Annotated in this window: 29 protein-coding genes; 9 read left to right on the top strand and 20 right to left on the bottom strand. The window is 37.4% G+C overall.

Annotated features, from left to right (window positions below):
* Positions 1–25: 25 nt before the first annotated feature.
* The 8 genes from AC1VU3_RS03425 to AC1VU3_RS03390 all read right to left on the bottom strand — a co-directional run bounded on the left by AC1VU3_RS03425 (position 26) and on the right by AC1VU3_RS03390 (position 5,425).
* Positions 26–1,042 (bottom strand): C45 family autoproteolytic acyltransferase/hydrolase, encoded by a 1,017-nt coding sequence (locus AC1VU3_RS03425; RefSeq protein ID WP_482982763.1) that lies wholly within the window; start codon positions 1,040–1,042, stop codon positions 26–28.
* A 199-nt stretch (positions 1,043–1,241) separates the two neighbouring features.
* A complete protein-coding gene (locus tag AC1VU3_RS03420; RefSeq protein WP_482982762.1) occupies positions 1,242–1,871 on the bottom strand; it encodes an immunity protein Imm33 domain-containing protein in 630 nt (209 codons plus the stop codon).
* A gap of 366 nt (positions 1,872–2,237) precedes the next feature.
* A complete protein-coding gene (locus AC1VU3_RS03415; protein ID WP_482982761.1) occupies positions 2,238–2,447 on the bottom strand; it encodes a hypothetical protein in 210 nt (69 codons plus the stop codon).
* A 3-nt stretch (positions 2,448–2,450) separates the two neighbouring features.
* Entirely contained in the window at positions 2,451–2,714 is a 264-nt protein-coding gene (locus tag AC1VU3_RS03410; RefSeq protein ID WP_482982760.1) for a hypothetical protein, read from the bottom strand.
* Between the two features lie 99 nt (positions 2,715–2,813).
* The gene (locus AC1VU3_RS03405; protein WP_482982759.1) at positions 2,814–3,506 is read right to left on the bottom strand and encodes an AIM24 family protein; all 693 of its coding nucleotides are present in this window, start codon (positions 3,504–3,506) and stop codon (positions 2,814–2,816) included.
* A gap of 128 nt (positions 3,507–3,634) precedes the next feature.
* Complete coding sequence (locus AC1VU3_RS03400; RefSeq protein ID WP_482982758.1) at positions 3,635–3,991, bottom strand: DUF3139 domain-containing protein; 357 nt, start codon at positions 3,989–3,991, stop codon at positions 3,635–3,637.
* Between the two features lie 87 nt (positions 3,992–4,078).
* The gene (locus AC1VU3_RS03395; RefSeq protein WP_482982757.1) at positions 4,079–4,921 is read right to left on the bottom strand and encodes an aldo/keto reductase; all 843 of its coding nucleotides are present in this window, start codon (positions 4,919–4,921) and stop codon (positions 4,079–4,081) included.
* An 18-nt stretch (positions 4,922–4,939) separates the two neighbouring features.
* On the bottom strand, positions 4,940–5,425 hold the full coding sequence (locus AC1VU3_RS03390; RefSeq protein WP_480387896.1) for an N-acetyltransferase family protein: 486 nt from the start codon (positions 5,423–5,425) through the stop codon (positions 4,940–4,942).
* 146 nt (positions 5,426–5,571) lie between these two features.
* Between AC1VU3_RS03390 and AC1VU3_RS03385 the strand changes: the two genes are divergently transcribed.
* Positions 5,572–6,279, top strand: coding sequence for a hypothetical protein (locus AC1VU3_RS03385; RefSeq protein WP_482982756.1), 708 nt, complete (start codon positions 5,572–5,574; stop codon positions 6,277–6,279).
* 34 nt (positions 6,280–6,313) lie between these two features.
* Here AC1VU3_RS03385 and AC1VU3_RS03380 read toward each other — a convergent pair whose 3' ends face one another.
* Positions 6,314–7,174: a manganese catalase gene (locus AC1VU3_RS03380; protein WP_482982755.1), complete on the bottom strand. Its 861-nt coding sequence runs from the start codon at positions 7,172–7,174 to the stop codon at positions 6,314–6,316.
* Positions 7,175–7,338: 164 nt separating this feature from the next.
* Between AC1VU3_RS03380 and AC1VU3_RS03375 the strand changes: the two genes are divergently transcribed.
* The 6 genes from AC1VU3_RS03375 to AC1VU3_RS03350 all read left to right on the top strand — a co-directional run bounded on the left by AC1VU3_RS03375 (position 7,339) and on the right by AC1VU3_RS03350 (position 11,930).
* Positions 7,339–9,012 carry a ribonuclease J gene (locus AC1VU3_RS03375; protein WP_482982754.1) on the top strand — a complete coding sequence of 558 codons (1,674 nt, stop codon included), beginning with the start codon at positions 7,339–7,341 and terminating at the stop codon, positions 9,010–9,012.
* 17 nt (positions 9,013–9,029) lie between these two features.
* Positions 9,030–9,272 carry a (4Fe-4S)-binding protein gene (locus AC1VU3_RS03370; RefSeq protein ID WP_482982753.1) on the top strand — a complete coding sequence of 81 codons (243 nt, stop codon included), beginning with the start codon at positions 9,030–9,032 and terminating at the stop codon, positions 9,270–9,272.
* A 182-nt stretch (positions 9,273–9,454) separates the two neighbouring features.
* A complete protein-coding gene (locus AC1VU3_RS03365) occupies positions 9,455–10,276 on the top strand; it encodes a GNAT family N-acetyltransferase (protein ID WP_482982752.1) in 822 nt (273 codons plus the stop codon).
* A gap of 46 nt (positions 10,277–10,322) precedes the next feature.
* A complete protein-coding gene (locus AC1VU3_RS03360; RefSeq protein ID WP_482982751.1) occupies positions 10,323–10,772 on the top strand; it encodes a GNAT family N-acetyltransferase in 450 nt (149 codons plus the stop codon).
* Between the two features lie 39 nt (positions 10,773–10,811).
* Positions 10,812–11,231 carry a hypothetical protein gene (locus tag AC1VU3_RS03355; protein ID WP_480387889.1) on the top strand — a complete coding sequence of 140 codons (420 nt, stop codon included), beginning with the start codon at positions 10,812–10,814 and terminating at the stop codon, positions 11,229–11,231.
* A gap of 351 nt (positions 11,232–11,582) precedes the next feature.
* Positions 11,583–11,930 carry a helix-turn-helix domain-containing protein gene (locus tag AC1VU3_RS03350; protein ID WP_480387888.1) on the top strand — a complete coding sequence of 116 codons (348 nt, stop codon included), beginning with the start codon at positions 11,583–11,585 and terminating at the stop codon, positions 11,928–11,930.
* A gap of 111 nt (positions 11,931–12,041) precedes the next feature.
* Here AC1VU3_RS03350 and AC1VU3_RS03345 read toward each other — a convergent pair whose 3' ends face one another.
* The 6 genes from AC1VU3_RS03345 to AC1VU3_RS03320 form a co-directional block, all read right to left on the bottom strand.
* Positions 12,042–12,284, bottom strand: a complete 243-nt coding sequence (locus AC1VU3_RS03345; protein ID WP_482982750.1) for an Imm59 family immunity protein — start codon at positions 12,282–12,284, stop codon at positions 12,042–12,044.
* Between the two features lie 79 nt (positions 12,285–12,363).
* Positions 12,364–12,813 carry a hypothetical protein gene (locus AC1VU3_RS03340; RefSeq protein ID WP_480387886.1) on the bottom strand — a complete coding sequence of 150 codons (450 nt, stop codon included), beginning with the start codon at positions 12,811–12,813 and terminating at the stop codon, positions 12,364–12,366.
* Positions 12,814–12,971: 158 nt separating this feature from the next.
* Positions 12,972–13,514: a GNAT family N-acetyltransferase gene (locus AC1VU3_RS03335; protein ID WP_480387885.1), complete on the bottom strand. Its 543-nt coding sequence runs from the start codon at positions 13,512–13,514 to the stop codon at positions 12,972–12,974.
* Positions 13,515–13,576: 62 nt separating this feature from the next.
* Positions 13,577–14,539, bottom strand: coding sequence for a tyrosine recombinase XerC (locus AC1VU3_RS03330; RefSeq protein ID WP_482982749.1), 963 nt, complete (start codon positions 14,537–14,539; stop codon positions 13,577–13,579).
* 108 nt (positions 14,540–14,647) lie between these two features.
* Positions 14,648–15,229 carry a hypothetical protein gene (locus tag AC1VU3_RS03325; protein WP_482982748.1) on the bottom strand — a complete coding sequence of 194 codons (582 nt, stop codon included), beginning with the start codon at positions 15,227–15,229 and terminating at the stop codon, positions 14,648–14,650.
* Positions 15,230–15,306: 77 nt separating this feature from the next.
* Complete coding sequence (locus AC1VU3_RS03320) at positions 15,307–16,212, bottom strand: aminoglycoside phosphotransferase family protein (RefSeq protein WP_482982747.1); 906 nt, start codon at positions 16,210–16,212, stop codon at positions 15,307–15,309.
* A gap of 71 nt (positions 16,213–16,283) precedes the next feature.
* Here AC1VU3_RS03320 and AC1VU3_RS03315 point away from each other — a divergent pair, with 71 nt between their 5' ends.
* Positions 16,284–16,460: a hypothetical protein gene (locus AC1VU3_RS03315; protein ID WP_480387881.1), complete on the top strand. Its 177-nt coding sequence runs from the start codon at positions 16,284–16,286 to the stop codon at positions 16,458–16,460.
* Positions 16,461–16,596: 136 nt separating this feature from the next.
* Here the strand turns inward: AC1VU3_RS03315 and AC1VU3_RS03310 are convergent, their stop codons facing one another.
* Positions 16,597–17,001 (bottom strand): hypothetical protein, encoded by a 405-nt coding sequence (locus AC1VU3_RS03310; RefSeq protein ID WP_480387880.1) that lies wholly within the window; start codon positions 16,999–17,001, stop codon positions 16,597–16,599.
* A gap of 89 nt (positions 17,002–17,090) precedes the next feature.
* Entirely contained in the window at positions 17,091–17,468 is a 378-nt protein-coding gene (locus tag AC1VU3_RS03305) for a hypothetical protein (protein WP_482982746.1), read from the bottom strand.
* A 226-nt stretch (positions 17,469–17,694) separates the two neighbouring features.
* Here AC1VU3_RS03305 and AC1VU3_RS03300 point away from each other — a divergent pair, with 226 nt between their 5' ends.
* The gene (locus AC1VU3_RS03300) at positions 17,695–18,327 is read left to right on the top strand and encodes an HAD family hydrolase (protein ID WP_482982745.1); all 633 of its coding nucleotides are present in this window, start codon (positions 17,695–17,697) and stop codon (positions 18,325–18,327) included.
* Between the two features lie 535 nt (positions 18,328–18,862).
* On the opposite strand, the gene AC1VU3_RS03295 is transcribed toward AC1VU3_RS03300, so the two are convergent.
* From AC1VU3_RS03295 to AC1VU3_RS03285, 3 genes are all read right to left on the bottom strand, one after another.
* Positions 18,863–19,390 (bottom strand): hypothetical protein, encoded by a 528-nt coding sequence (locus AC1VU3_RS03295; RefSeq protein ID WP_482982744.1) that lies wholly within the window; start codon positions 19,388–19,390, stop codon positions 18,863–18,865.
* Positions 19,391–19,589: 199 nt separating this feature from the next.
* The gene (locus AC1VU3_RS03290; RefSeq protein ID WP_480387878.1) at positions 19,590–20,378 is read right to left on the bottom strand and encodes a DUF4097 family beta strand repeat-containing protein; all 789 of its coding nucleotides are present in this window, start codon (positions 20,376–20,378) and stop codon (positions 19,590–19,592) included.
* 94 nt (positions 20,379–20,472) lie between these two features.
* On the bottom strand, positions 20,473–21,057 hold the full coding sequence (locus tag AC1VU3_RS03285) for a lysophospholipid acyltransferase family protein (RefSeq protein ID WP_480387877.1): 585 nt from the start codon (positions 21,055–21,057) through the stop codon (positions 20,473–20,475).
* Positions 21,058–21,092 lie beyond the last annotated feature (35 nt).

Raw genomic sequence — 21,092 nt, 5'->3', positions numbered from 1 at the left:
AGTTATCCAAAGAACTCATTCTTTATCATACTTCTATAACACCTTGCAAAACTTGATCACTTATTTCTCCCCCAGCTACCCAATCTTGAAAGTTAATATCTAAGACTTGATTACTTTTAGCAATAGTAGTAAGAATTCTTGAATCCTTATGTGTGTAAGAAAATGTATGGAGAGTTCCAAACATATTTCTATAGTCTGTAAAAAATAAAGGAGAATTTATACTTCTAAACTCCTCGAACATTTGTCGATGTGTATAATTTTTATCCTTAAGACCCAGTAGGTAATGATTCCGTTGGATTGAACCTTCAATTGATATTCTATTCTTTTGTTTAAGCAAATCATCTTGAAAATGATTAACACAAGTCATAAATGATTGACCGTTTCTAACCATAATCTTTTCTGGAGTAGCTTGTACCTCAGCAATATTTCCCTCTTTATCTCCGAGCGAGAAATTATAACAAGCGGAATGTGGTATTTCTTTCAGCATATAAATTGCTTCATCAATGGAAGAACACTTATCCAGAACCATTCTAATAGCTGTCCAAGGAGAAATCCCTTTTGTATACCCATCATTACTTACAAAGTGGAGTCCTACCACTAACCCTTCTTGATTAACACCATCGTGCCGCCCTAAGATTTGAAGATTATATCCTGCTGAGGCAAAAGCTGTTTCAGATTGAACTAGACTAAAAACACCATCATATAAAGCAGGTGAGAAATCGTAATTTCTAACGTAATAATCTTTCGTGATTAATGCCGAGCAGCCCATAGCCTCCGTCTTTGGCACATCATAGCCACTAAATAAAGAAGCTGCCCTGCTAAGTGGTATCTTCAATCCTTGAGATAAACCATCAAGCTCTTCAAGTAAATGAGGTGCAAAGTAAGAAAAAATGGCTTTCATATTTTTATAGTCAATTTCTGATTTTGTTATTAACTCTAAGGTTTTTACAATAGGTTTATTTTTAATATAGTTTCCCATCTTTAACCCAATATCAAAAGAGTGATCCCTTAATTGAATGACACTTACTGAAAAAGTCGACATATCTTTGCCCCCAGTTTTATCTACTCTTTACGTAAAAACAATTACATTATGTAACTCGTCACAATGTTCTTGCCAATTACTTCAACAAAAAGGGTTGTAAATCCTTCAAAGCAACAAATGCTCTAAAAATAAAAGAGGCAAATAGCCAACATAGCAATTTGGTCCACAAACCCAATAACATTTCGTTTTTAAGAGTCAATTAACCGTTTACATAATCGTCCCAATTGTAATCCTCAATCTTATAGAAGTCACCTTCATCATCTCTCTCATATGCACATAATGGCTGTTCTTGGATAAATTCCAAAACGGAATCGTCCATGTTTAATATTACTCCAACAGATACAACTTGAAAGTTTTCAGATTCACTGAGAAAATCATCATCTTCATACCCACTCAATATAGACCATCCTGAATCGCCTTCGCCCTGTGGATAATCCCTTAGCATAAAGTTGAATTCTCTGTTTTCAAGTACATCTTGGCTAACTGTAACTAAGGTATTAAAATAAAAATCCCATTCAGCTGAATTCGGGTCGTGATATTCTGTATCACAAATGTTTTCCAAACCGAATGTAATCTCATCCCCTACCTTTAACGGCAAACGATAAGGTTCATTGTCCAGTTTCCCTATATAGCTCTTTCCTTTTATGTATGTGATTTTAACCCACATTCTTTCTCCTCTGAATCCATCATCTTCTGTATCTTCAGTTACGAAGATTAACTTTACCAAATCGCCAACTTTTAATTGATTCAACGCTTCTGAACTGGGAACATAAAACGTATATGGCGATTCTTTATTTAAGTCGTAAACATTATCTATATACCAAGACATACTTTTTCTCTCCTTGACGTTGTAAAATTAAGGTTATGTATTGTTTTTTCAAAAGTAATAGTTATAGAGGTTAAAAGAATTTCTTCACAGTCTTGTAACCTCGTACTCAATGGAGAGTGTATGTTTGTCACCCTATTTTTACTATTTTAGCACCTATTTCGAAGTATGTCTGCTGAACAGCAGCCTTCTGTTCATTAAGATATGATTAACAACATTAATACATCTACCAAAGGGTTAAAAATACTTAGTTATCAATAAATGAAAGAAATCCAATTCGGTTGTGAATTGGATTTTCATGTATGCTGCTATTTTCTTGTTTGTACTCTTCCACAGAACCCTACTAATTAGAGGGCCTTTTCTTATTGTTTATAGCAAGTGCAATGGCCGTAAAGCCAATGACAATGATAACGGTAAGGCATGTGCCATATGTGCCTCTGCTATGTAGCTCTTTGTGTAGACAGCAATTAAAGATAAACCAGAGATGATAAAGGTAGCGATAAGCAGATAATCCACTACTAGATTCCTATTTATTTTCAACTCTTCTTTCCCATCCATTTTTAAAGCTTTTACTTTCAAGTTTTATTTCTCATCCACAAAATCGAACCTTTGGAAAACTATCGGATAGTCTCCTATAGCAGAGGTTTTCATTACTTTTTCCGTTACTCTCTCTAAATCCTTTTGAACCGAAAGAAAATACTCCTCATCTCCTACAAATTGTATGAGCAATTCCTTGTCCGACGTTATTTTCACATCGATTCCAATATAAATATTGTGCAGTGCTTCTTTTAAATGAGAGATAGCCTCTGCTTCTTTCGAAACACCTGGTGTATCTTCCAAAAACATCTGGGGGGCTTTCCCATACATATACAGACAGAATAAGGTGAGAAACAGAAGGCCTCCAATTTTTGCATTGCTTGTTATGCTAGTTCCTCCTCCAAGCTATTACACTTGTCGCTGAAAATAAACCTCCTCATACGGCTGCACAATGACAAAGCCTTCCCCTTCAAAACGCATTTGAATAGACTCCCCACTTCCTCTACCCACAAAGGTTTTGAAGCTGACATCTGTTTGGAAATCCGGCTGTAAGCTTCCTGACCATGCAATCGTTGCGTTTGGATCGGTGATTACCGGCTTGCCAGGTGTCACACGTAAAGTAAGCGGATCATAATGCGAGGTAATTGCTATCAAACCTGTTCCCTCACATCTCACATTAAACAATCCCCCAGCCATCATGCCTGCAACCCTTCGCATTAGCTTAATGTTATGGTTAATAGAAGGCTCGAATGCCAACAGGTCGTTTCCATTCACAAAAATAGACTCATCTTGTAAATGAAGAATGATTACTTTCTTCCCGCTATCGGCAAGATATAGCTTGCCGTTCCCAGTGGCTTTCATGAGGGAAGCGCCTTCTCCAGTTAAAGCCTTTTTAAACATAGCACCTACACCTTGCTCTAAGATGCCCTCTCGCACAAACTTAATGCCACCCTGATAAGCGACCATCGAGCCTGCCTTTGCCCAAACCTGTCCTTCAAGGTTCACCTCTAGCATACGGTCTGTCTCCAGCTCAAAAAAGCCTTGTCCTTTATCCACCTGCTCCGTTTTACGTAAAAATTCCGATACCGAATATCGATTCATTTTAAACACCCCTTCCTTACTAACATATACGAACTGATTGTACTCTATGTTTCATAACTTAGAAAATTTAGCAAAGCCTCTTTTTTTTATGAAAAGGTTCGCTCCATTAATATCTAAGCAACACTCGTTTATTTGTATAGCTCAGATAATGGAATGACGTCATAATTCTTTAATTGGTCGATAGGCACTTCTTTTCCATCTAGTGAATGATACTCCATTTGACCCTCTCGATGACAATAATAAACGTATTTGATGTTAGGTTCATTGTTAAAAATAACAGTTTCCCAATACTTTGGAAGTCCTGCAAAGTGATATTTACTTTCAATCAACCTAATGTCAGATTCACTGTAGCCCTTTTCTTCCAGACGAGTCCATACCTTCTCTAAACACTTCTGCTTCTTTTCTTGAACGTATAGAAAGGGTGTGAAAGTTAACAAGATAAACGCTAAGATAGATGCTCCTTGTAGATGCTTTTTAGTAATCATATTCACTCTCCGTTAGGATTTATTGGAGTATCGCACCGTGGGTAGGAATTTATTTTTCATCAACTCTTTCGAACTCTTTTTTATTATTTATAGCTCTTCAAGAGGCACCTTATGACTCGGAGATGGATATGCTTGATCCATCCTCTCTATGTCTTCTTGGGAAAGTGAGATCCTTAGAGCCTCAGCATTGGCCACTACATGCTCTGCATTACTGGATTGAGGGATTGCAATTACTTTTCCACTACGTATCGTCCATGCAAGCAATAGCTGAAAGATGCTGCATTGGTGATGATTCGCTATGTCCTGTAAGACTTTATTATGTCGGAAGCCTGCATGAAGTGTATCTCCCTGTCCTAGTGGTGTGTATGCCATCATCGGCATTTGCTTCTCGTTCATCCATGGCTGAAGGTCATATTCCGTTCCACGGCTGCCCAAATTATAAAGCACCTGGTTCGTAGCACAGTTGTCTGTAAAAGCCGTCAATTCTTCCATATCAGAAACATCAAAATTCGAAACACCCCATGCTTTGATCTTCCCTTCCTCCTTTAGCTGCTCGAAGGCATCTACCGTCTTCTTAAGCGGTATCTCTCCTCGCCAGTGGAGTAGGTACATATCGACATAATCGGTTTGAAGTCTCTTCAGACTGTTTTCTAGACTAGTGCGAACATTTTGATGCCCTGCATTCCACGGATACACCTTGGTGACAATTGCCAACTCCTCTCGTGTATAAGATTTTATCGCTTCTCCTACAAGAAGCTCCGCAAGCCCCTCGCCATACATCTCAGCTGTATCAATAAGTGTTAACCCATGCTCGATGCCAGAGCGAAGAGCTTTTATTTCTTCTGCTCTCTTACTGCTGTTGTCTCCCATATGCCAGGTTCCCATTCCAATAGCCGGCACCTTTTGTAGACCGAAAGGGATTAATGTCATTGTTTAACCTCCTTCAAACTAGTAAATCGTCTTGCTCCTTCTTTCCATTAGTACAGTATCCTGCCACTTTCCGTCTCGCTTTCCGATTTTCTCTCTTACTCCTACAACACGGAAACCAACTTTCTTATGTAAAGAAATACTTGCCTCATTTTGGGTGGAGATAGAGGATTGTAATGTCCAATACCCCGCTTTCTCACTTTCCATGATTAAATTTTTCATGAGAATTGTAGCAACACCTTTACCCTTAGCTTCCCCGCTCACATAAACACTTACCTCTCCTACTCCTTTATAAACCTGCCTACTAGACACTGGAGAGATCGTAACCCAACCGATAACCATCTCCTGCTCCTCGGCCACAAAACGCAATGTAGGATGGTGCCCATTATCCCAGACTTCGATGGATGGTACTTCTGTTTCAAAAGTAGCTACCCCGGTCTGGAGTCCTTCCTTATATATTCGTAAGACGCTTTGTAAATCTTTCTCCTCCATTTGACGAATAATCATTCTACCAGTCCCCTATATATCTTCGGAATATTTTTAATTTATTTCTTTATTATACAAAAATATCGTAACGGAAAAAGGACTTTATTCGTCTAGTTCTATACCGAGAGTAATTTTTCCAGACAAACTAGTGAATTGGAGGAGAAACCATGAAGCAATCTTATCTGTTATTACCGTTCTTATTTCTTCTTGTGGCATGTGAGGAGTCTACACACAAAGAGGAAGCCAGTACGTCAGAGGTTTGGGTGGAGAATAAAGAAAGTAAAGCAGTTGCCGAGTTAAAGAGCTCTAACGAGAAGACAGTGGTACAAGATTCCCCTAAATACCTCGCTAAAAACATAGAGAGTTTATCGCTTGAGGATGCCGATACGGCATATGCATTATGTATGGCTGCACTGACTGACTATTACAAAGCTATCTGGAATGGCATAGGGAGCGATTTATCGTCTTACATTCAAAACGAAAATCTTAAAAGGTATACGGAGAAGAAGATTCAATATCAAATGGAACTGTTTCAAGATTATACAGATGACCCAGTCGAAAGCGTAGTAGAAAATCGAGAAGTGAAATGGGAGGTGGAATTTAACGAAGATGAAGATGGTAGCTTCCTCTATTTGCATGTGCCTGTGGAAGTAAAAAAACAGCTCGGTAGTAGAGGCGAAGCAACTGAATTTCTTGTACGCAACGTAAACGGGAAACTAGTCATCACGGATTGGTACACTGACGGTAAGGACAGCTATGACTTCTTAGTGCGTGGTGAAAATATCACTGTGAACGATCCTGACATATGGAATAATGGTGACTGGGTGCAAAAGCTAGAGAAAAGACAAAGAGAATTCTCAGGTTCCACTAGGTAAATAAAAGCAGAAAAAGACCAAGAAGACTTGGTCCTTACATATAGCTTGGAGGTAGCATCCCACCGTCGTCCTTCAACACACTTGGAGGAGTGTTATGCAGCTCTGGTGGAGCGGGCTTCAGCTTCGGCTTACCAGCGAATGGTAGTGGATATTCAACATAATTGAATACTCCCTCTCCGTCCATGCTTGGTCCGGATGCCCATCTTCCCTCTGCACTTTCGTTTCCTTGAGAATAGTTGAACAGTGTATAGGAAACCTCTCTCTTTTCCAAACTTTTCGGGAAAGTACTTGGAACAACAACATTCTCCTTAGCCTCTAGCTCTTTAATAGCTGCAATCCATTGGTTTTGATGCATCGTATCTCGTGCAATCAGCCAGGACAGCATATCTTTCACGCCACGGTCATCTGTCATTTCATATAAGCGACAAACCTGTAATCTCCCTTGTGATTCAGCGTTTAAGTTTGCACGGAAATCAGCTAGCAGGTTCCCACTTGCAACGATATAGCCTGCATTCCATCTATTCCCTACACTATCTGCAGGCATGGCACCAAGTCCAGACACAATCGCGTGCTGTGGGTTCATCCCTCCTAATATTGCTGCCATTACAGGATCCTTTGCAGCCTTTTCAACAGCTTCCACTGGAGCCCCATCAAGCAGTCTTGCAATCATCGTACACAACATCTCAATATGCGAAAGTTCTTCTGTTCCTGTATCCATTAGTAAATCCTTGTATTTCCCGTCTCCTCTTACATTCCAACCTTGAAACAAATATTGTAAAGCCACAGAGATTTCTCCGAACTGTCCCCCAAGTACCTCCTGTAGCTTGTTAGCAAAAAACGGATCTGGCCTTTCTGGCTTTGCATGATACTGCAATTCCTTTACGTGATAAAACATATGGTACCTCCATTTCCTTGTCTAGTTACTTTCCTAGACTATGATAGGCCATTATCTTCCGTTACCATCTGTTCAAATTTTATCTAAGCAATCTTCTATGTTACCCTTATAAAAAATATCAGCTAGGTCATACTGAAAATAGAATTCGAAGGAGGAAAATCAAGATGAGTCTTAGTAAATCTACTGTTTCCGTTATCCCACTTGGTGGGGTCAACGAAATAGGTAAAAATATGTATGTCATACAATCAGATGATGATATTGTCATTGTCGATTGCGGTGCCATGTTTCCAGATGAGTCATTACCGGGGATTGATTTAATTATCCCAGATATCACTTATTTGAAGGAAAATAAAGAGAAGATTCGTGCCATGATTATCACCCATGGGCATGAGGACCATATTGGTGCCATTCCTTATTTTCTGAAACAGTTAAATGTTCCGGTCTATGCTACCAACCTTACCCTTGGCTTAATAGAAATTAAGCTGAAGGAGCACGGCTTATTACGGGACACCAAGCTTTTGATGATTGATGAAGATTCTGTACTGAGATTAGGTACAATTCGGACTACTTTCTTTAAGGTGAACCATAGTATACCCGATTGCTTAGGTGTCGCATTCCATACGGTGCATGGAACAATTGTCCATACGGGAGATTTTAAATTCGATTGGACACCAGTTGATATGGAATATCCAAACATTCATAAAATGGCTCAATTAGGAGACAGCGGCGTACTACTTTTACTTTCTGAGAGTACCAATGCTGAGCGACCTGGGTCTACCCCTTCAGAAGCGAAAATTACAGACCATCTGGAAGAGGCATTCCGAAAAGCCACTGGCAAGATATTTGTCACAACGTTTGCCTCAAACGTGGACAGGGTACAACAGGTTATAAACGCTTCTATTAAAACAAATAGAAAGGTTGCTTTACTAGGTCGTAGTATGGTGAATGTGGTAACCGTCGCTACAGATAGAGGCTATCTAAAAATGCCAGAGGGTATGCTTATCGAGAGGCATGAAGTGCAAAACCTTCCTCCTGAGGAGGTCACTATTTTATGTACGGGTGGACAAGGAGAGCCAATGGCAGCATTATCAAGACTGGCGACCTCCAGCTTCCGTGATATAGAGGTCCACCAGGGTGATACCGTTATTTTTGCAGCCGGTCCTATTCCAGGAAACGAAAAAAGCATCTCACGTATCGTAGACAATCTGTTTAAACTAGGTGCGAATGTGATCTACGGTTCCGGTAGTATTACGGGTATGCATGTATCCGGACATGGTTATCAAGAGGATTTAAAGCTGATGCTTGCACTTATGAAGCCCAAGTATTTTATTCCAATCCATGGAGAATACCGTATGCTCCACATTCATAGAGAGATGGCACAGGCGCTTGGTGTAAAGAAGCAAAACATCTTTCTCCTGAAAAATGGAGACGCAGTAGATATCCTGGGTGAAAATGAAGTATTGCAGACTCGTTCTGTCGATGCCGGAGATGTGTATGTGGATGGGCTTGGTATTGGGGATGTTGGTGAAATCATCTTACGAGACCGTAAGCAGCTCGCTTCAGACGGGATGATTGTCATTATTATGACCATCAGCAAAGCAAATGGCCAGCTTGTGAATTCTCCAGACACCATTTCCCGGGGGCTGACATATGGCGCAGACTCGGAGGAATTGATACAAGCGGTAAATAAAGAAGTTACTGGCGCTGTGAATAAAGCGAGTCAAAATAATCTCAATCAGCGAGTGCTCAAACAAAATGTGAAAAAATCTGTAGAAAAGCTGTTATACTCAAGAACCAAACGAAAACCAATGATATTGCCAATTATCATTGAGATATAGTAAAGGGATGAGTCAAAATGGAAGGTAATTATGAAGAAGAATTAGTGAAAGCAGGCTTTAAAAAATACGTTGGAGACGAAGTAGATATTTATTTCCATCCTACCAAATGTACCCATGCTGCTAATTGTATCAAATATTTACCCTCCACATTTAACGTGAACAGAAAGCCATGGATTCTACCAAACGGATCACGACGAGAGGACAACAAACGAGTAGTGAAAACATGTCCATCCGGGGCCTTGAAGTTTATAGAAAAATGACCAGAATAAGAACAAGGCAAAGTCGTAAATCGGCTTTGCCTTTTTATATGGCTCTATACCTTAGTGAACTTTAATTCCCCCTACCTCCTCTTTCTGTATAATTTTGTGAAAAATCTATATCTTCCATATTTATAAATTAGTACAATAAAAAGGAATACATACTCAAAAAAGGAAGAGATAACATGCTAAATAATACAGAATTAGAAGCAATACATAGATTACAATTGCTTTGTGAAGAAACAGACGGAATTCAATTGAAATTAAACTGGGATTCTTTAAGAGCAAGAGAGGAACGACTTGATTTATTTCATTATGAAGATGACGTTCTTGTGGGGTTCTTAGGTCTATATCCATACGCATCAACTGTAGAGGTATGTGGGATGGTGAGTCCTACCCATCGGAGAAAGAAAGTGTTCTCTCGTTTGTTTGAGGAGGCAATGAAGCGTATTAAAGAAAAAAACTATGAAAAAATACTATTGAATTCTCCAGCTAGTTCCATAGGGGGCAAAGGTTTTCTCTCTAACATAGGAGCAGTTTATGCCTTTTCTGAATCTCAGATGATATGGCAGCCTAAGGAGCTTTCCGTTGATAGTAATTTTCAGCTGAGACCGACCACTAATGATGACTATGAAATTCGGGTTCGCTTATTTGTAGAAGGCTTTGGTTTACCTGAAGAGGATGTCAAGGAGCTAGAAAAAGATGTGAAAGATATAGAAAACGTTGATCAGTTGATGGTTGTGACGGAGGATGGCCCCATAGGCTATTTACGTGTAAAGCGAGAAAACCAAGAGGCTTGGATCTCAGGTTTTTCTATCCTGCCGGAGCACCGAGGAAAAGGAATTGGCGGAAGCGTTTTACGACACGTTGTAAAAGAAAATGCAGAGAAAGGATACTCTGTTCATCTAGAGGTAGAAACGAAAAATGAGCATGCATTAAAGCTCTATGAGTCTACTGGATTCTATGTTGTCCACGCACAGGATTATTATAGCTATAAGGTAGGATGACCTCCCCCTCCCATATACATTGAATAATCCTTAAGGAGGCTTTTCATTGAGTAAACAAGCATTTGTTATCACTTCTTATGAGCCGCAATATGCGGAGCAAATAGTGTCCATGTGGAGAGACAGCAAGGAAAAGGCGATTGGTCAAAAAGAAAAGCATAGCTTGGATAGCCATATCTATTTTTTAGATCATATATTACCAAAACAATTTGAGATCTACCTTGCGTTCATAGAGGATAAAGTAGTTGGAATGATTGCTTTTAATTCGAAAGAAATAAACCAGCTATACATCCACGTGGAATATCAGGGTTATGGCATTGGTCGTGCCTTGCTTCAGAAAGCAAAGGAACGATCAAGTGGTAGGCTGACACTACGTACATTTGAGATTAATACGAACGCTCAACGATTTTATGAGAAGAATGGATTTACTGTGGTTGGTAAGGGATATGCAAATGAAGAGAACTTAACCGACCTGGAGTATGAATGGCTGCGTGAATAGTTTTTTGTACCATTTATTATTTTGAAGGGTGATTTAAATATGAAGCGAAATCTATTGTTGTTAGGAATTGTTCTTTTAATAAGTCTAACAGCCTGTTCATCTAACGAACAAACTGTTTTGGAAGACGAGGCTATCTTTTATGGTGAAGGAGAATTTTGGAATGTAAGTTATATTTACGATCCTGAATTGTATGAGGAGAAAAAAGTTAATTGGGTTGAAATGGAATCTAAAGATGTCCAATTATCGCCCAAAGATCTAAGTAATATAGACATTGAATTTCAAGGTAGAGATGGAGTCCTCCTTGGTAATGCAGCTGATATGATTACCAAACTCGACGATAATGTCCTTTCCTTTTTAATCGGTACTGCTAATTTGGAAACTTATAAAGAGGATACATATACAATCACGATAACATTCAATGAAAAGCAGGATGTCATTAAATTAAAGTTTTTGGATTAGCGTTTATTGGAGAGAAAAGATATAAAAAATGAGCTAGGAACAGTTTCCCAGCTCATTTTTGGACATATTGTACAGCGACCTTGAAGAATGATTCGTTTGATTACTTGTATGCCCATCCATTCAATTTTGGTGTCCCTTGCGTTCCAACTTCATATCCCTCTCGATTTTTTTAGTTTACTTTTAATCCATTTCGATTGTGCTCGTGCCGATTTTACAAGGCTTGGTTTATTTTCTTCCTTCCTTCCAGCTACTGGAGACACACCCTTTTCTTATATTTTGAGAAACAGACAAATTGTAAAATATACAAAGTTAGGAAAGAAGAAATCTTTTAATATACATGAGGTGATAAAAATGAAACAATTCACTAATATCTTTGTTGCTTTGATTCTGGGAGTATCCATCATTGTCTCTAGTTTTATTATTCGTGATACTTTTTCACATAAAGGAAGCGAAGAAATTCACTCGCAACCAACCTCTCATACAATATCTGATGTTATGACCCTAGCTCAACTGTCCGAATATCTACAGATAAGCGAAAAATCAATACAGAATATTATAAATGAGGATTCATTAACGAAAGCAAGCATGAGCTCTTATGATACGTATCGATTTATCCCCTACATCAGACTAGATAATCAAACACTCTTTTTAAAAGCTGAGATTGATGAATGGTTAAAGTATGAAAGTATCCACAACTAATTGTTATAACTTGATCTGAATAAAAACAAACGAGGAGACAATAAAGCTCATGCAAATTATGTCTCCTTTCCTATTCTGATAGATATGTATCATAGGTAGTTGCTATAAAAACTAAAATAATATTTTTTCTGTTCTTAATCTTTTTATAAATTTGTCTAAAGCTTCACTTTCATTAATAAATTTCTTAATAGAACCAGAAACCACACTAGCTCTTTCATCAGTTACATAAACAATCCATTCATTACCATCAGCTTTGATTCCTACTTCATTTTCTCTTAATGGATGTTCATCAAACCAATTGAAACGTGTTAGCATCTCGTTCTTAATTATTTCCTTTGCTTCAGCAAGTGTCATTTGTTTATTCACCTTTAATGTTTATTTAATCTTTTAAGCGTTCCAAAAAGCATATTTCTAAGCATACAAAGAGTAGCTATTATTTTAGCTCCCCTTTTTTACTATCATATAGATGCCTCCAAAAGTAATAATAACAATAAAGTATCGTCGGCAAGAGTGCAATACTAACAGAAGTCATTGCTAGTTCAATATAAAAGAAATTGATGGAAAATGACGGCTTATTCGCTTCAATAATATCCAGAATTGGATTAATCCCAAACGCAGCTAAAATTAAGATAAAAGCTAGTTCCATACCTGTATCTCGTACCACTTTTAACGCTTTTGGTAATTGAATTTCTTTTCCTTTGTATATAAATATAAATTCTAGAACAAAGAAATTATATAATTTTTTTTGAATTAGAAAACCCAATACGCCAATTAAAATGAACATAAATAAATGAATAATGGCCGTTTTAGTAAAGACATCTAACAGCAAATAAAAAGCTACAATTGTACTAAGTGATAAGAAAACAAAAAGTATATGTCGCAACGAGAATGCCTCCTAAAAAGCCTCTAATATATAGGTTTCCGTGTTCTCTTCCCCAAACTGATTGTCTTTCTTCTATATAAAAGGTGACTAATCCTTTTAAAGACAAGTCACCCATACTTACTTTCAGTAACAGAACATAACTATAGTACTTTCTTAAACTATTTCATCCATTCGTCAGCCAGCATGCCATATACGACATGATCCACGTAGTGATCATATAGCCATTCGGATTGTCTGATACGGCCTTCCTCTGTGAAGCCTAGTCTTTCAGGGATGGCACGACTTTTCTTATTCTCTACAGCCGCTCTAATTTCGACCCTGTTTAGTTTAAGCTCTTTTAAGGCGTAATCCACGAACGCTTTTACTGCCTTTGTCATTAGACCTAACCCTACAAAGTCATTTCCTAGCCAGTAGCCAATACTAGTGGATTTGTTGCTCCAGTTGATTGCATGGAAGCCGATTACTCCGGCAATTTTCCCATCATACCAAATCGCACACTGAATGCCATTGTTATTGGCAAACTGCTGCATGGTTGATTTAATAAAGTTTTCTGTGTCCTCAACCGTCTTTGTATAGTCTATAAACGGTAGCCATTCACGAAGAGTTTCCTTCGAATTAATCGTTAGCTGATAAAGTTCTTCGGCATCTCTCGGATCTAACAGCTTTAAATAGGTCTTGTCATCTAATGGATATGTAAACATACTATTTCCCCCTTTTGAATAGTGTATCGGGGCATTCGTCAGAAAACAAGCACAATTTAAGTTTACATAATATTATTATGTGTAATCAATTTATTGAATGGATTATTATCAATGACTTGTTGGATCTCTTTATTCTCTACATGGGTGTAAATCTGAGTGGTAGATACACTTGTATGGCCAAGAATATGCTGAAGGCTACGGATATCCGCTCCACTACGGTACATAAGCGTTGCGCTCGTATGTCTTAGCTTATGGGGAGTAATTTTTTGCTTCCCTAACCCAGATTCTTCATTGATTTTCTTAATAATTCTTGCCACTGCTTGTCGGGTAAGTCTTGTTCCCTTCTGTGATAAGAAAAGTGCATCCTGCTCACCGTTACCTGGCTTTCTTTCCTTTTCTATGTACGCTTGTAGGGCTTCCTTACATGCTTGGTTTAAGAATACTGTTCGCTCCTTGTCTCCTTTACCGGTAACATGGAGAACGTTGTCTTGAATTGAATCCATATTTAGGCTGCATAACTCGGTTACACGTAAGCCTAGATTCAGAAACAGCATGACCATGCAATAATTGCGATGATAATGACTGTTTTGCTTGATGCCTGTCAGGAATACTTCCGCTTCCTTCAAATCTAAATAGACTGGCTTTCTCTTTCCGATTTTTGGTGACTCTAATTCTTCAGCGGGATTGTAATCCAGTAGCCTTCTCTTTCCCTTTAAATATTTAAAGAACGACTTTAATGTCGCTGCTTTTCTTGCTCTGGATGCCGCGCTATTTTTTCTTTGTACCTCACAGAACTCTAAAAATAGATAAATATCCTCTAGGGTCACCTTTCTTATCCATTCAATATCTATCTCACTTATATCCATCTTATTTGAAACTTCTATATCCTCTTCTATTCCTTTTAGAAAACGGAAAAATAATAGCAAATCGTATTCATATTCCTTCCTTGTGCGCAAGGATTTCCCTTTGATCGTCGTTAAATAGACCAAGAAATCCTTTAAAATACGCGGTGTCTTAGATGTCATTTTCACCCTCCTATGAGGTAATTTTCATACTATCTATTATAGTTCCCAAATATGTATTTGGGAACGTTTTTTATTTGTATAAAAAAAATCCCCTGATTAAGAGGATAATTAAGTGGACATATATGCTTTGATAGTAGCAAAATCTTTATCGATTCCATCCCTTACCTGATAAACAGTAGAAAAAACGTTCTTTAGTTGATCCGTTTCTTCGTCCGTTAAAGACTTCCCTTCCCCTACCTTATATACAATAGAGTTAATCCAGCCTATCCGTTGTCTAAAGTACGGGATCTTTTGCATATATCGATCTGCTATCTCAGGGTTAAAGAGCCTTCCCATATTGACAATTCCATTGTTCACATGATCCTCTGCATATAAAGTAGAGGCAACCAAAGGGATATAGTCCCTAGCTGTCTTAGCGTCAGTAATTTGTTTTTTATAATCATCTGTAAAACCACGTATCTTGTCCGTTAATCCGATAAGGTAATCTTTATATTCCTCGGACAAAGATTTATTTACTTGAAAATAAGTACCTATTTCTCCCAGGTCGTTTAGCAGAAGCTTTAAGGATTCCAGTTTTTCATCCTTTATTTCTCCGTTCCCAAGCATGGTGTTAACTTTTTCGCTTACATATAATCTTTGTAAGTAGCTATAAAGTAAAACATAACCGTTGTATTGCAGCTGTACACTCATACTATCACCCCTTAGTACAATGTACATAACTGTTCCCTATAATATGCTTCTTCAAACAGAATTCGTCCTAGGGGAATTTACTCATTTTCATGAAGAAATTGTTGAAACCATTTCGTACATTGATTAGCTTGATGCCAATCGGATTTATCATCTAACCCCCAGCAAGCATACAGGGTACTCATTACAAAGCCGGTAAGTAGCAGTCTTTCTCTATCAAGGTTCAGCTCCTCCACTAAAATATCGACTCTTCTTTTCAGTACTTCTCTTGGAGAGGATTGATGAAGCAGCTCATTGACCAGAAAGGATATCAAATCAAAATAGCTGTCACCGATAACGCCCTTTGGATCAATGACTGTCCAACCATACTTATCAGAATAAAGGATGTTTTGGTGATGTAGGTCTCCGTGCAGAAGGTGTAAATCACCTGTGTGATAAAGGATGTCATGAGCTAGCATTTTTGCCTGCTCTACCTGCTCATTTGGAAGCGGTCCGTTATTCTCAGGATATGTTAGTAAGTAACGGTCTAATGCATGAAACCAATCCTGGATAAGCGGAAAATCCTGATTGGATTGCATTGGCCTTCTTATTTTTTTCCATACCTTTGCAAACTCTTTTACAGCCACCTCCTCCTCTAAATCGAGAAGCATGTTCCCTGGTTCTATCCTCTCCAGTAGAAACGCACCATTCAATGCATCTTCCTTTATTACCTGGACACAGCTGGTCCCATCATAAAATTGTAACGTCCTGCATTCATTCGCAAAATCAAAGTTAGGCACCCCAAGCTTCAGAATGAGTGGCCTGTTTCCCTGGTCCCTAACACGTAATACATAATTATAGGAGAGGTTTTCTACCGGCCCTTCGGATACCAGCTTCCATTTATGTATATAGTAGTTCACCGTCTCATTTAGTCCTTCTAACCATTTGGCACCTTCGTCCCCAAATGCACCTATGATTTTCTCCTCAAAGTCCTTTTTCGTTCCCAACAAACCTCCCCCCCTTCGATTTGCTTAAAGTATTCTTAATAGTATAATAATAACAAAAGGGGTGAGTAGTGATGAAGAAGAATTTTGTGATTTTGTTTCTGTTCTTATTTGTTGCATCAATCATGGGAGGAATGTCCCTCCAAAATGTGTTTTCGATTTCTACTGTTGTCGGCTATGGGGCTGGTATAGTTTTTTTGTCAATCGCTATAACCTTAGCGATAAGGAATACAAGTTATTCGAAAGCTTAGGGTAACAATGTACACGGTAAGCAAAAACGCTCAATAGTTTAAATTGAGCGTTTTCTGTTTAATTTGCTATTCTTCTCATCTTCAACTAAAGCCTATATTAGTTGAAGATGATCTTTATTCTAACCAGTGTAGGTTCTTATTGCTTAATTATTTGTTCATTGATAAGACGTTCTTTATCATCCAAATTAAAAAGACCTGGGTCCCAGCTTGGAAGAACTCCATAACTTCCAATAATTTTACCTTCTAATTCTAATATGAATGCTTTCAAATGTTTTCCTTCGATATCCTTTTCTTTTAACTCGTATGAATACTCTGTAACTTCCTCACCTAAATACTCGCTCAAAAATGTTATCCCACTCGCTTCATAATTACTAAGCACTTCATCAGGCATATCTAATATATAAGTTTCAACTTCGGTTGACTCTTTAATATTCCATTCTTTGTTTGATAAATATACTTCGTGCTGTTCATTATGAGCTTCTTGACTACAAGCGGCAGTAAATAATACGACAATAAATAGTAAAAACAATCTCACTTTCATAACAATACCTCATCGCTTATAAGTGTGATTTACTGGACACCGATTTTAAAGCTAAATAAAGTTATTCATCACGTTTTCTAACGGAAGATTCAGTTAGAAAACAAAGCTCTCATTTCTTCCGGGACAAGTTTAACGTTTACGATTTTGTCTTCTGATTGATCTTCTAGAAGAGGTGCAAATTCAACCAGCAACATTTCTCCGTTGTCCATGGTGATTAGTTCGAAGTCTTTAAAATTTGCTCCAGCTGTCGAGATTTCTTTGAATTGATCAAACTCATCTTTTGAAATTGTATCCTCTGTACCATCATAGAATAGCTTCTGAAATGCCTCGTAATTTCGACTATCAATTTGATACTTCATAAAGAAAGCAGTATTCATTGGTGAATCTGTTTTCACTTGCTCCTTATCACTACAACCAACTAACAGTAATAGGGTAAATATTAATATAAGTACTAAATGCTTCTTCAATTGCTTTCCCCCTCTATATCTACCCATTCACTTCTACGTATAAATTATTTCATATCTTGATTATCATATTAACATATTTATCCATATTATTCATTGGGATTCTAAGAGCAAAAATTTTCAATCTACATTAATTCATACTATGCTTTATTGTTATCAGACACTAAAGTTGTTCTGATATAATAAAGACTTACATACAAACTCATTTCACAAAGGAGGAAAGAGGATAATGAACATAGAAGTCGATAGTATTATCTTCGATTTAGACGGCACCTTATGGGATTCCATCGACACCGTATTATTTGCTTGGAATAAGAGTATTAATAAGTTTCCTGAACTGAAGAGAAAATTAACTCGCACAGATTTGGAAGGAACCATGGGACTACAATTACCTGACATAAGTAAAAAGCTGTTTCCTTCTTTGGATGATGATTTGAGAGATAAATTGCTTGAGGATTGGAATAACGAGGAGCAATTTTACCTTAAACAACAAGGCGGTCAGCTTTATGACAATCTAGAAGATGTGTTAAAAGAGCTTTCAAAGAAATACAAGCTATTTATCGTTAGTAACTGCCAAGAGGGATACATAGAATCATTTTATCACTATCATCACTTGGACAAATACTTCTTAGATTTTGAAAATCCGGGCAGAACAGGTCTATCTAAAGGAGAAAATATTAATCTGATAATTAAAAGGAATAAATTGAAGAACCCTATATATGTAGGAGATACAGAAGGTGATTTAAAGGCAGCTAGATATGCAGGAATACCTTTTGTTTATGCAAGGTATGGATTCAGCGAGGCACCAGAGTATGATTTTGTGATAGATGAGTTGAAGGATCTGCTGATACATTTTTCTTAAATACTTGGGGATATTCTTGCAAGGGCTTTTTATTATGTTTTTGGCTCTGTTAAATTTAAATGTTGTTTTTAATAGTGGTTATAAACATTGGTTATAATGCTCTAAAGAACACTGTGCTTAGTGACATTTGTTATTACTGATATTAGTTATAACAAAATTACATAAAAAGAGGCTGGGACAGAACCGAATTTTTAAATGAAAAAGAATGGTACAAAACAATTATTTATGAATTGTTACACGTTCTTTTTACAAGATTCTTATCAAGATTTATTTTTTGAAGGTAGCACCAATGGTTCGGAACAGCGCCGGTGACTCCTGCGGTAACGCACGAGGGAGAGACTACAGGCTCGAGCCGTGCCCGCGGAAAGCACCCGGCGCAGTGAAGAACCTCACGACTTAAAATAAAGAGGCACTTACGATTTCATCAAATATAAAGTCTGAAGTGCTGTTCTATTGTTTTGTCCCAGGCTCTTTTAAGTATGTATTTTAAATCCCATTATCTAATGATATTTAAATATATTCTATATTATTTTAATCAGTAAAGTCGTCCACCAATTCGTTCTTGATAAAATTCATTCACATATAAAAGAATAATAATAGGAAGTTCTTTCCCAATGTCCTCAACTAGTCGAATTTCAATAACATCCTCTGTCCCTTTCAAATTCGAATTAGTTTGACTGAATTCGATAGAGCCAATTATTTTTTGATGTTTTTTAATATGAACAGTTGTTTGATAAGATGAATATAGTTCAAATTCGCCCTTGGACCATTTGAAATATTTGTCTCCTAAATGTTTTGAATAATCAATATTAAATTTTGAGTTCTCATCATTTCTAATAATTACACGCTCACGTTTAGAGTTTTTCATATATTGGTAAAGAACTTTGTCATCATTGTGAATAAAATAGACAGAAGGTAATTTAACACGAAGATTAAAATTTATAGCCTTTTTAAGTATAGAATCGTGACTTTTTAAATGCCAAATCCGTTCATTAGATGAATTTGATACATACAATTCTTTCTTCAAAGGACCTTCTTTAACAAAAATTTTATATTGTGGCACAACGCACCTCTTTTCTAAACGCCTATAAACGATGTATCCAATGTTTTAAACGTGAATGAAGTCCGTTCACGTTTAAAATATGATATAAACCTATAATAACATATCTACCATCACCATGTTTTTAAACTCAAAGTAAAGCACATGTGATTCTAATCATCAAATAGAATCATATGTGCTCTTCATTCACTTTGTCTATACCTTATTTTACCGTAATACTTCCATTATCGGTTTCGATTGTTACCTTACTCTTCCCTTTTCCAAAAACAGTGTGCTTATTGGAATGTCCATACACTCTTATTTTTCCATTGTCCGTATCTGCTTCAATTGTTGCGTTTGTAGGCTCTTCTTCGGTTTCAATCAATATTCTTCCATTATCGGTTTTTAGATTGATATCATGATTGAGGATTTTTGTATGGAGCTCGATACGACCATTATTCGTCATAGCCTCAATGTCTCCATCAACATGTTCCAAATGAATACGGCCATTATGTGTATTTGCATAAACTTTACTTTCTACTTCTTTGAAATAAATCCGCCCATTGTTTGTTTGAAAATGAATTTCCTCCGCCTCTATGTCTTCTACACTCAATGCTCCATTTTCACTTTCCGCCAGTATTTTTTTATAAGTCTTCTCAGGTACATATACATCTAGCTTATTGCTAAAAGGAGTAAAATTAATTCCGATATTGAACCATTTTCTATCCGTCAGCTCCACTTGAAGTGTATCTTTCCGAACATCAGCGGTGAACTTATACCTTGATTTACTCCTCATTTTCCCTTCAAATTTTACAGTTGTAGTAGAATCTGAGGTTGGGTATATATTGACCGATGCATTCTCCACCAATATTTCGATATTCTCAAAATTGTCCGTTAGGGTTATTTCATCTTCAGCATCCACCACACTATCTCTTATGCTAAAAAATATATTTAGCCCTGCGCCAAGTACCAAAATTCCTACTGCCAGGATGATGACCTTTCTCATATTCATCCTCATCCTCCCCTTTCTATTCTTAAGTCCATTATATGTAAATAAAGGAATAATTAAATCGACCGCTAGCGTGATTTACACTACGTCTCTAGACCTAGTTTTTCACAAGACTTCTGCCTAGGCTACTTGTTATCTCGTTTAACCTCTCTGTATATTCTGTCAGCTGCTCCTTCTTTTCTACCTTTATGTACATTGGCTCACCAAAAATGATGGTTGCTTTCTTTACTTTCCAAAATTCTTTTAATGTTTTTGGTCCCTCGTAATAGGCAGGAACGATCGGCTGCCTTGCAAGATTCGCAATAGTCACTGCACCTCTTTTCAACGGTGTACCCTCTGAAGCCCTAGTGCCATTTGGAAATATTCCAACTACCTCTCCATTCTTTAAAAGCTTTACTGGTATCTTAATACTGCTTGGAGAAGGATTTGACCGATCTACAGGGAAGGCATTAATTTTGTGTAAGAAATAGCCGATGAGCTTGTTTTTAAAAAGCTCCTTCTTTGCCATGAAGTGTACCGGTCGTGGTAGCACAATCCCCAATATGACAATCTCTAGCCATCCAGTATGTGGGCAGGTGACCAAATATCCTTGCTCCTTCGGTAAGAGATGCTCATTCTTTACTTCTACGTTTCCAATCGAACGAATAATAAGCTTTGCTAAATTTTTTGTGAATGTATACATGTTTTATTCCCCTATGATTCTCAATTTAGTATCTA

This window comes from Psychrobacillus sp. Z16_25, from assembly GCF_056856695.1.
Note: the sequence above shows the minus strand (reverse complement) of the source record. Positions and strands in the feature narration are given on the sequence as shown.

Bases quoted from the DNA above. Each gene is read 5' to 3' on its own strand.
- AC1VU3_RS03425 (WP_482982763.1), bottom strand. From the start codon at position 1,042: ATGTCGACTTTTTCAGTAAGTGTCATTCAATTAAGGGATCACTCTTTT.
- AC1VU3_RS03420 (WP_482982762.1), bottom strand. From the start codon at position 1,871: ATGTCTTGGTATATAGATAATGTTTACGACTTAAATAAAGAATCGCCA.
- AC1VU3_RS03410 (WP_482982760.1), bottom strand. From the start codon at position 2,714: ATGTTTTTGGAAGATACACCAGGTGTTTCGAAAGAAGCAGAGGCTATC.
- AC1VU3_RS03405 (WP_482982759.1), bottom strand. From the start codon at position 3,506: ATGAATCGATATTCGGTATCGGAATTTTTACGTAAAACGGAGCAGGTG.
- AC1VU3_RS03400 (WP_482982758.1), bottom strand. From the start codon at position 3,991: ATGATTACTAAAAAGCATCTACAAGGAGCATCTATCTTAGCGTTTATC.
- AC1VU3_RS03395 (WP_482982757.1), bottom strand. From the start codon at position 4,921: ATGACATTAATCCCTTTCGGTCTACAAAAGGTGCCGGCTATTGGAATG.
- AC1VU3_RS03390 (WP_480387896.1), bottom strand. From the start codon at position 5,425: ATGATTATTCGTCAAATGGAGGAGAAAGATTTACAAAGCGTCTTACGA.
- AC1VU3_RS03385 (WP_482982756.1), top strand. From the start codon at position 5,572: ATGAAGCAATCTTATCTGTTATTACCGTTCTTATTTCTTCTTGTGGCA.
- AC1VU3_RS03380 (WP_482982755.1), bottom strand. From the start codon at position 7,174: ATGTTTTATCACGTAAAGGAATTGCAGTATCATGCAAAGCCAGAAAGG.
- AC1VU3_RS03375 (WP_482982754.1), top strand. From the start codon at position 7,339: ATGAGTCTTAGTAAATCTACTGTTTCCGTTATCCCACTTGGTGGGGTC.
- AC1VU3_RS03370 (WP_482982753.1), top strand. From the start codon at position 9,030: ATGGAAGGTAATTATGAAGAAGAATTAGTGAAAGCAGGCTTTAAAAAA.
- AC1VU3_RS03365 (WP_482982752.1), top strand. From the start codon at position 9,455: ATGCTAAATAATACAGAATTAGAAGCAATACATAGATTACAATTGCTT.
- AC1VU3_RS03355 (WP_480387889.1), top strand. From the start codon at position 10,812: ATGAAGCGAAATCTATTGTTGTTAGGAATTGTTCTTTTAATAAGTCTA.
- AC1VU3_RS03350 (WP_480387888.1), top strand. From the start codon at position 11,583: ATGAAACAATTCACTAATATCTTTGTTGCTTTGATTCTGGGAGTATCC.
- AC1VU3_RS03345 (WP_482982750.1), bottom strand. From the start codon at position 12,284: ATGACACTTGCTGAAGCAAAGGAAATAATTAAGAACGAGATGCTAACA.
- AC1VU3_RS03335 (WP_480387885.1), bottom strand. From the start codon at position 13,514: ATGTTTACATATCCATTAGATGACAAGACCTATTTAAAGCTGTTAGAT.
- AC1VU3_RS03330 (WP_482982749.1), bottom strand. From the start codon at position 14,539: ATGACATCTAAGACACCGCGTATTTTAAAGGATTTCTTGGTCTATTTA.
- AC1VU3_RS03325 (WP_482982748.1), bottom strand. From the start codon at position 15,229: ATGAGTGTACAGCTGCAATACAACGGTTATGTTTTACTTTATAGCTAC.
- AC1VU3_RS03315 (WP_480387881.1), top strand. From the start codon at position 16,284: ATGAAGAAGAATTTTGTGATTTTGTTTCTGTTCTTATTTGTTGCATCA.
- AC1VU3_RS03310 (WP_480387880.1), bottom strand. From the start codon at position 17,001: ATGAAAGTGAGATTGTTTTTACTATTTATTGTCGTATTATTTACTGCC.
- AC1VU3_RS03300 (WP_482982745.1), top strand. From the start codon at position 17,695: ATGAACATAGAAGTCGATAGTATTATCTTCGATTTAGACGGCACCTTA.
- AC1VU3_RS03290 (WP_480387878.1), bottom strand. From the start codon at position 20,378: ATGAATATGAGAAAGGTCATCATCCTGGCAGTAGGAATTTTGGTACTT.
- AC1VU3_RS03285 (WP_480387877.1), bottom strand. From the start codon at position 21,057: ATGTATACATTCACAAAAAATTTAGCAAAGCTTATTATTCGTTCGATT.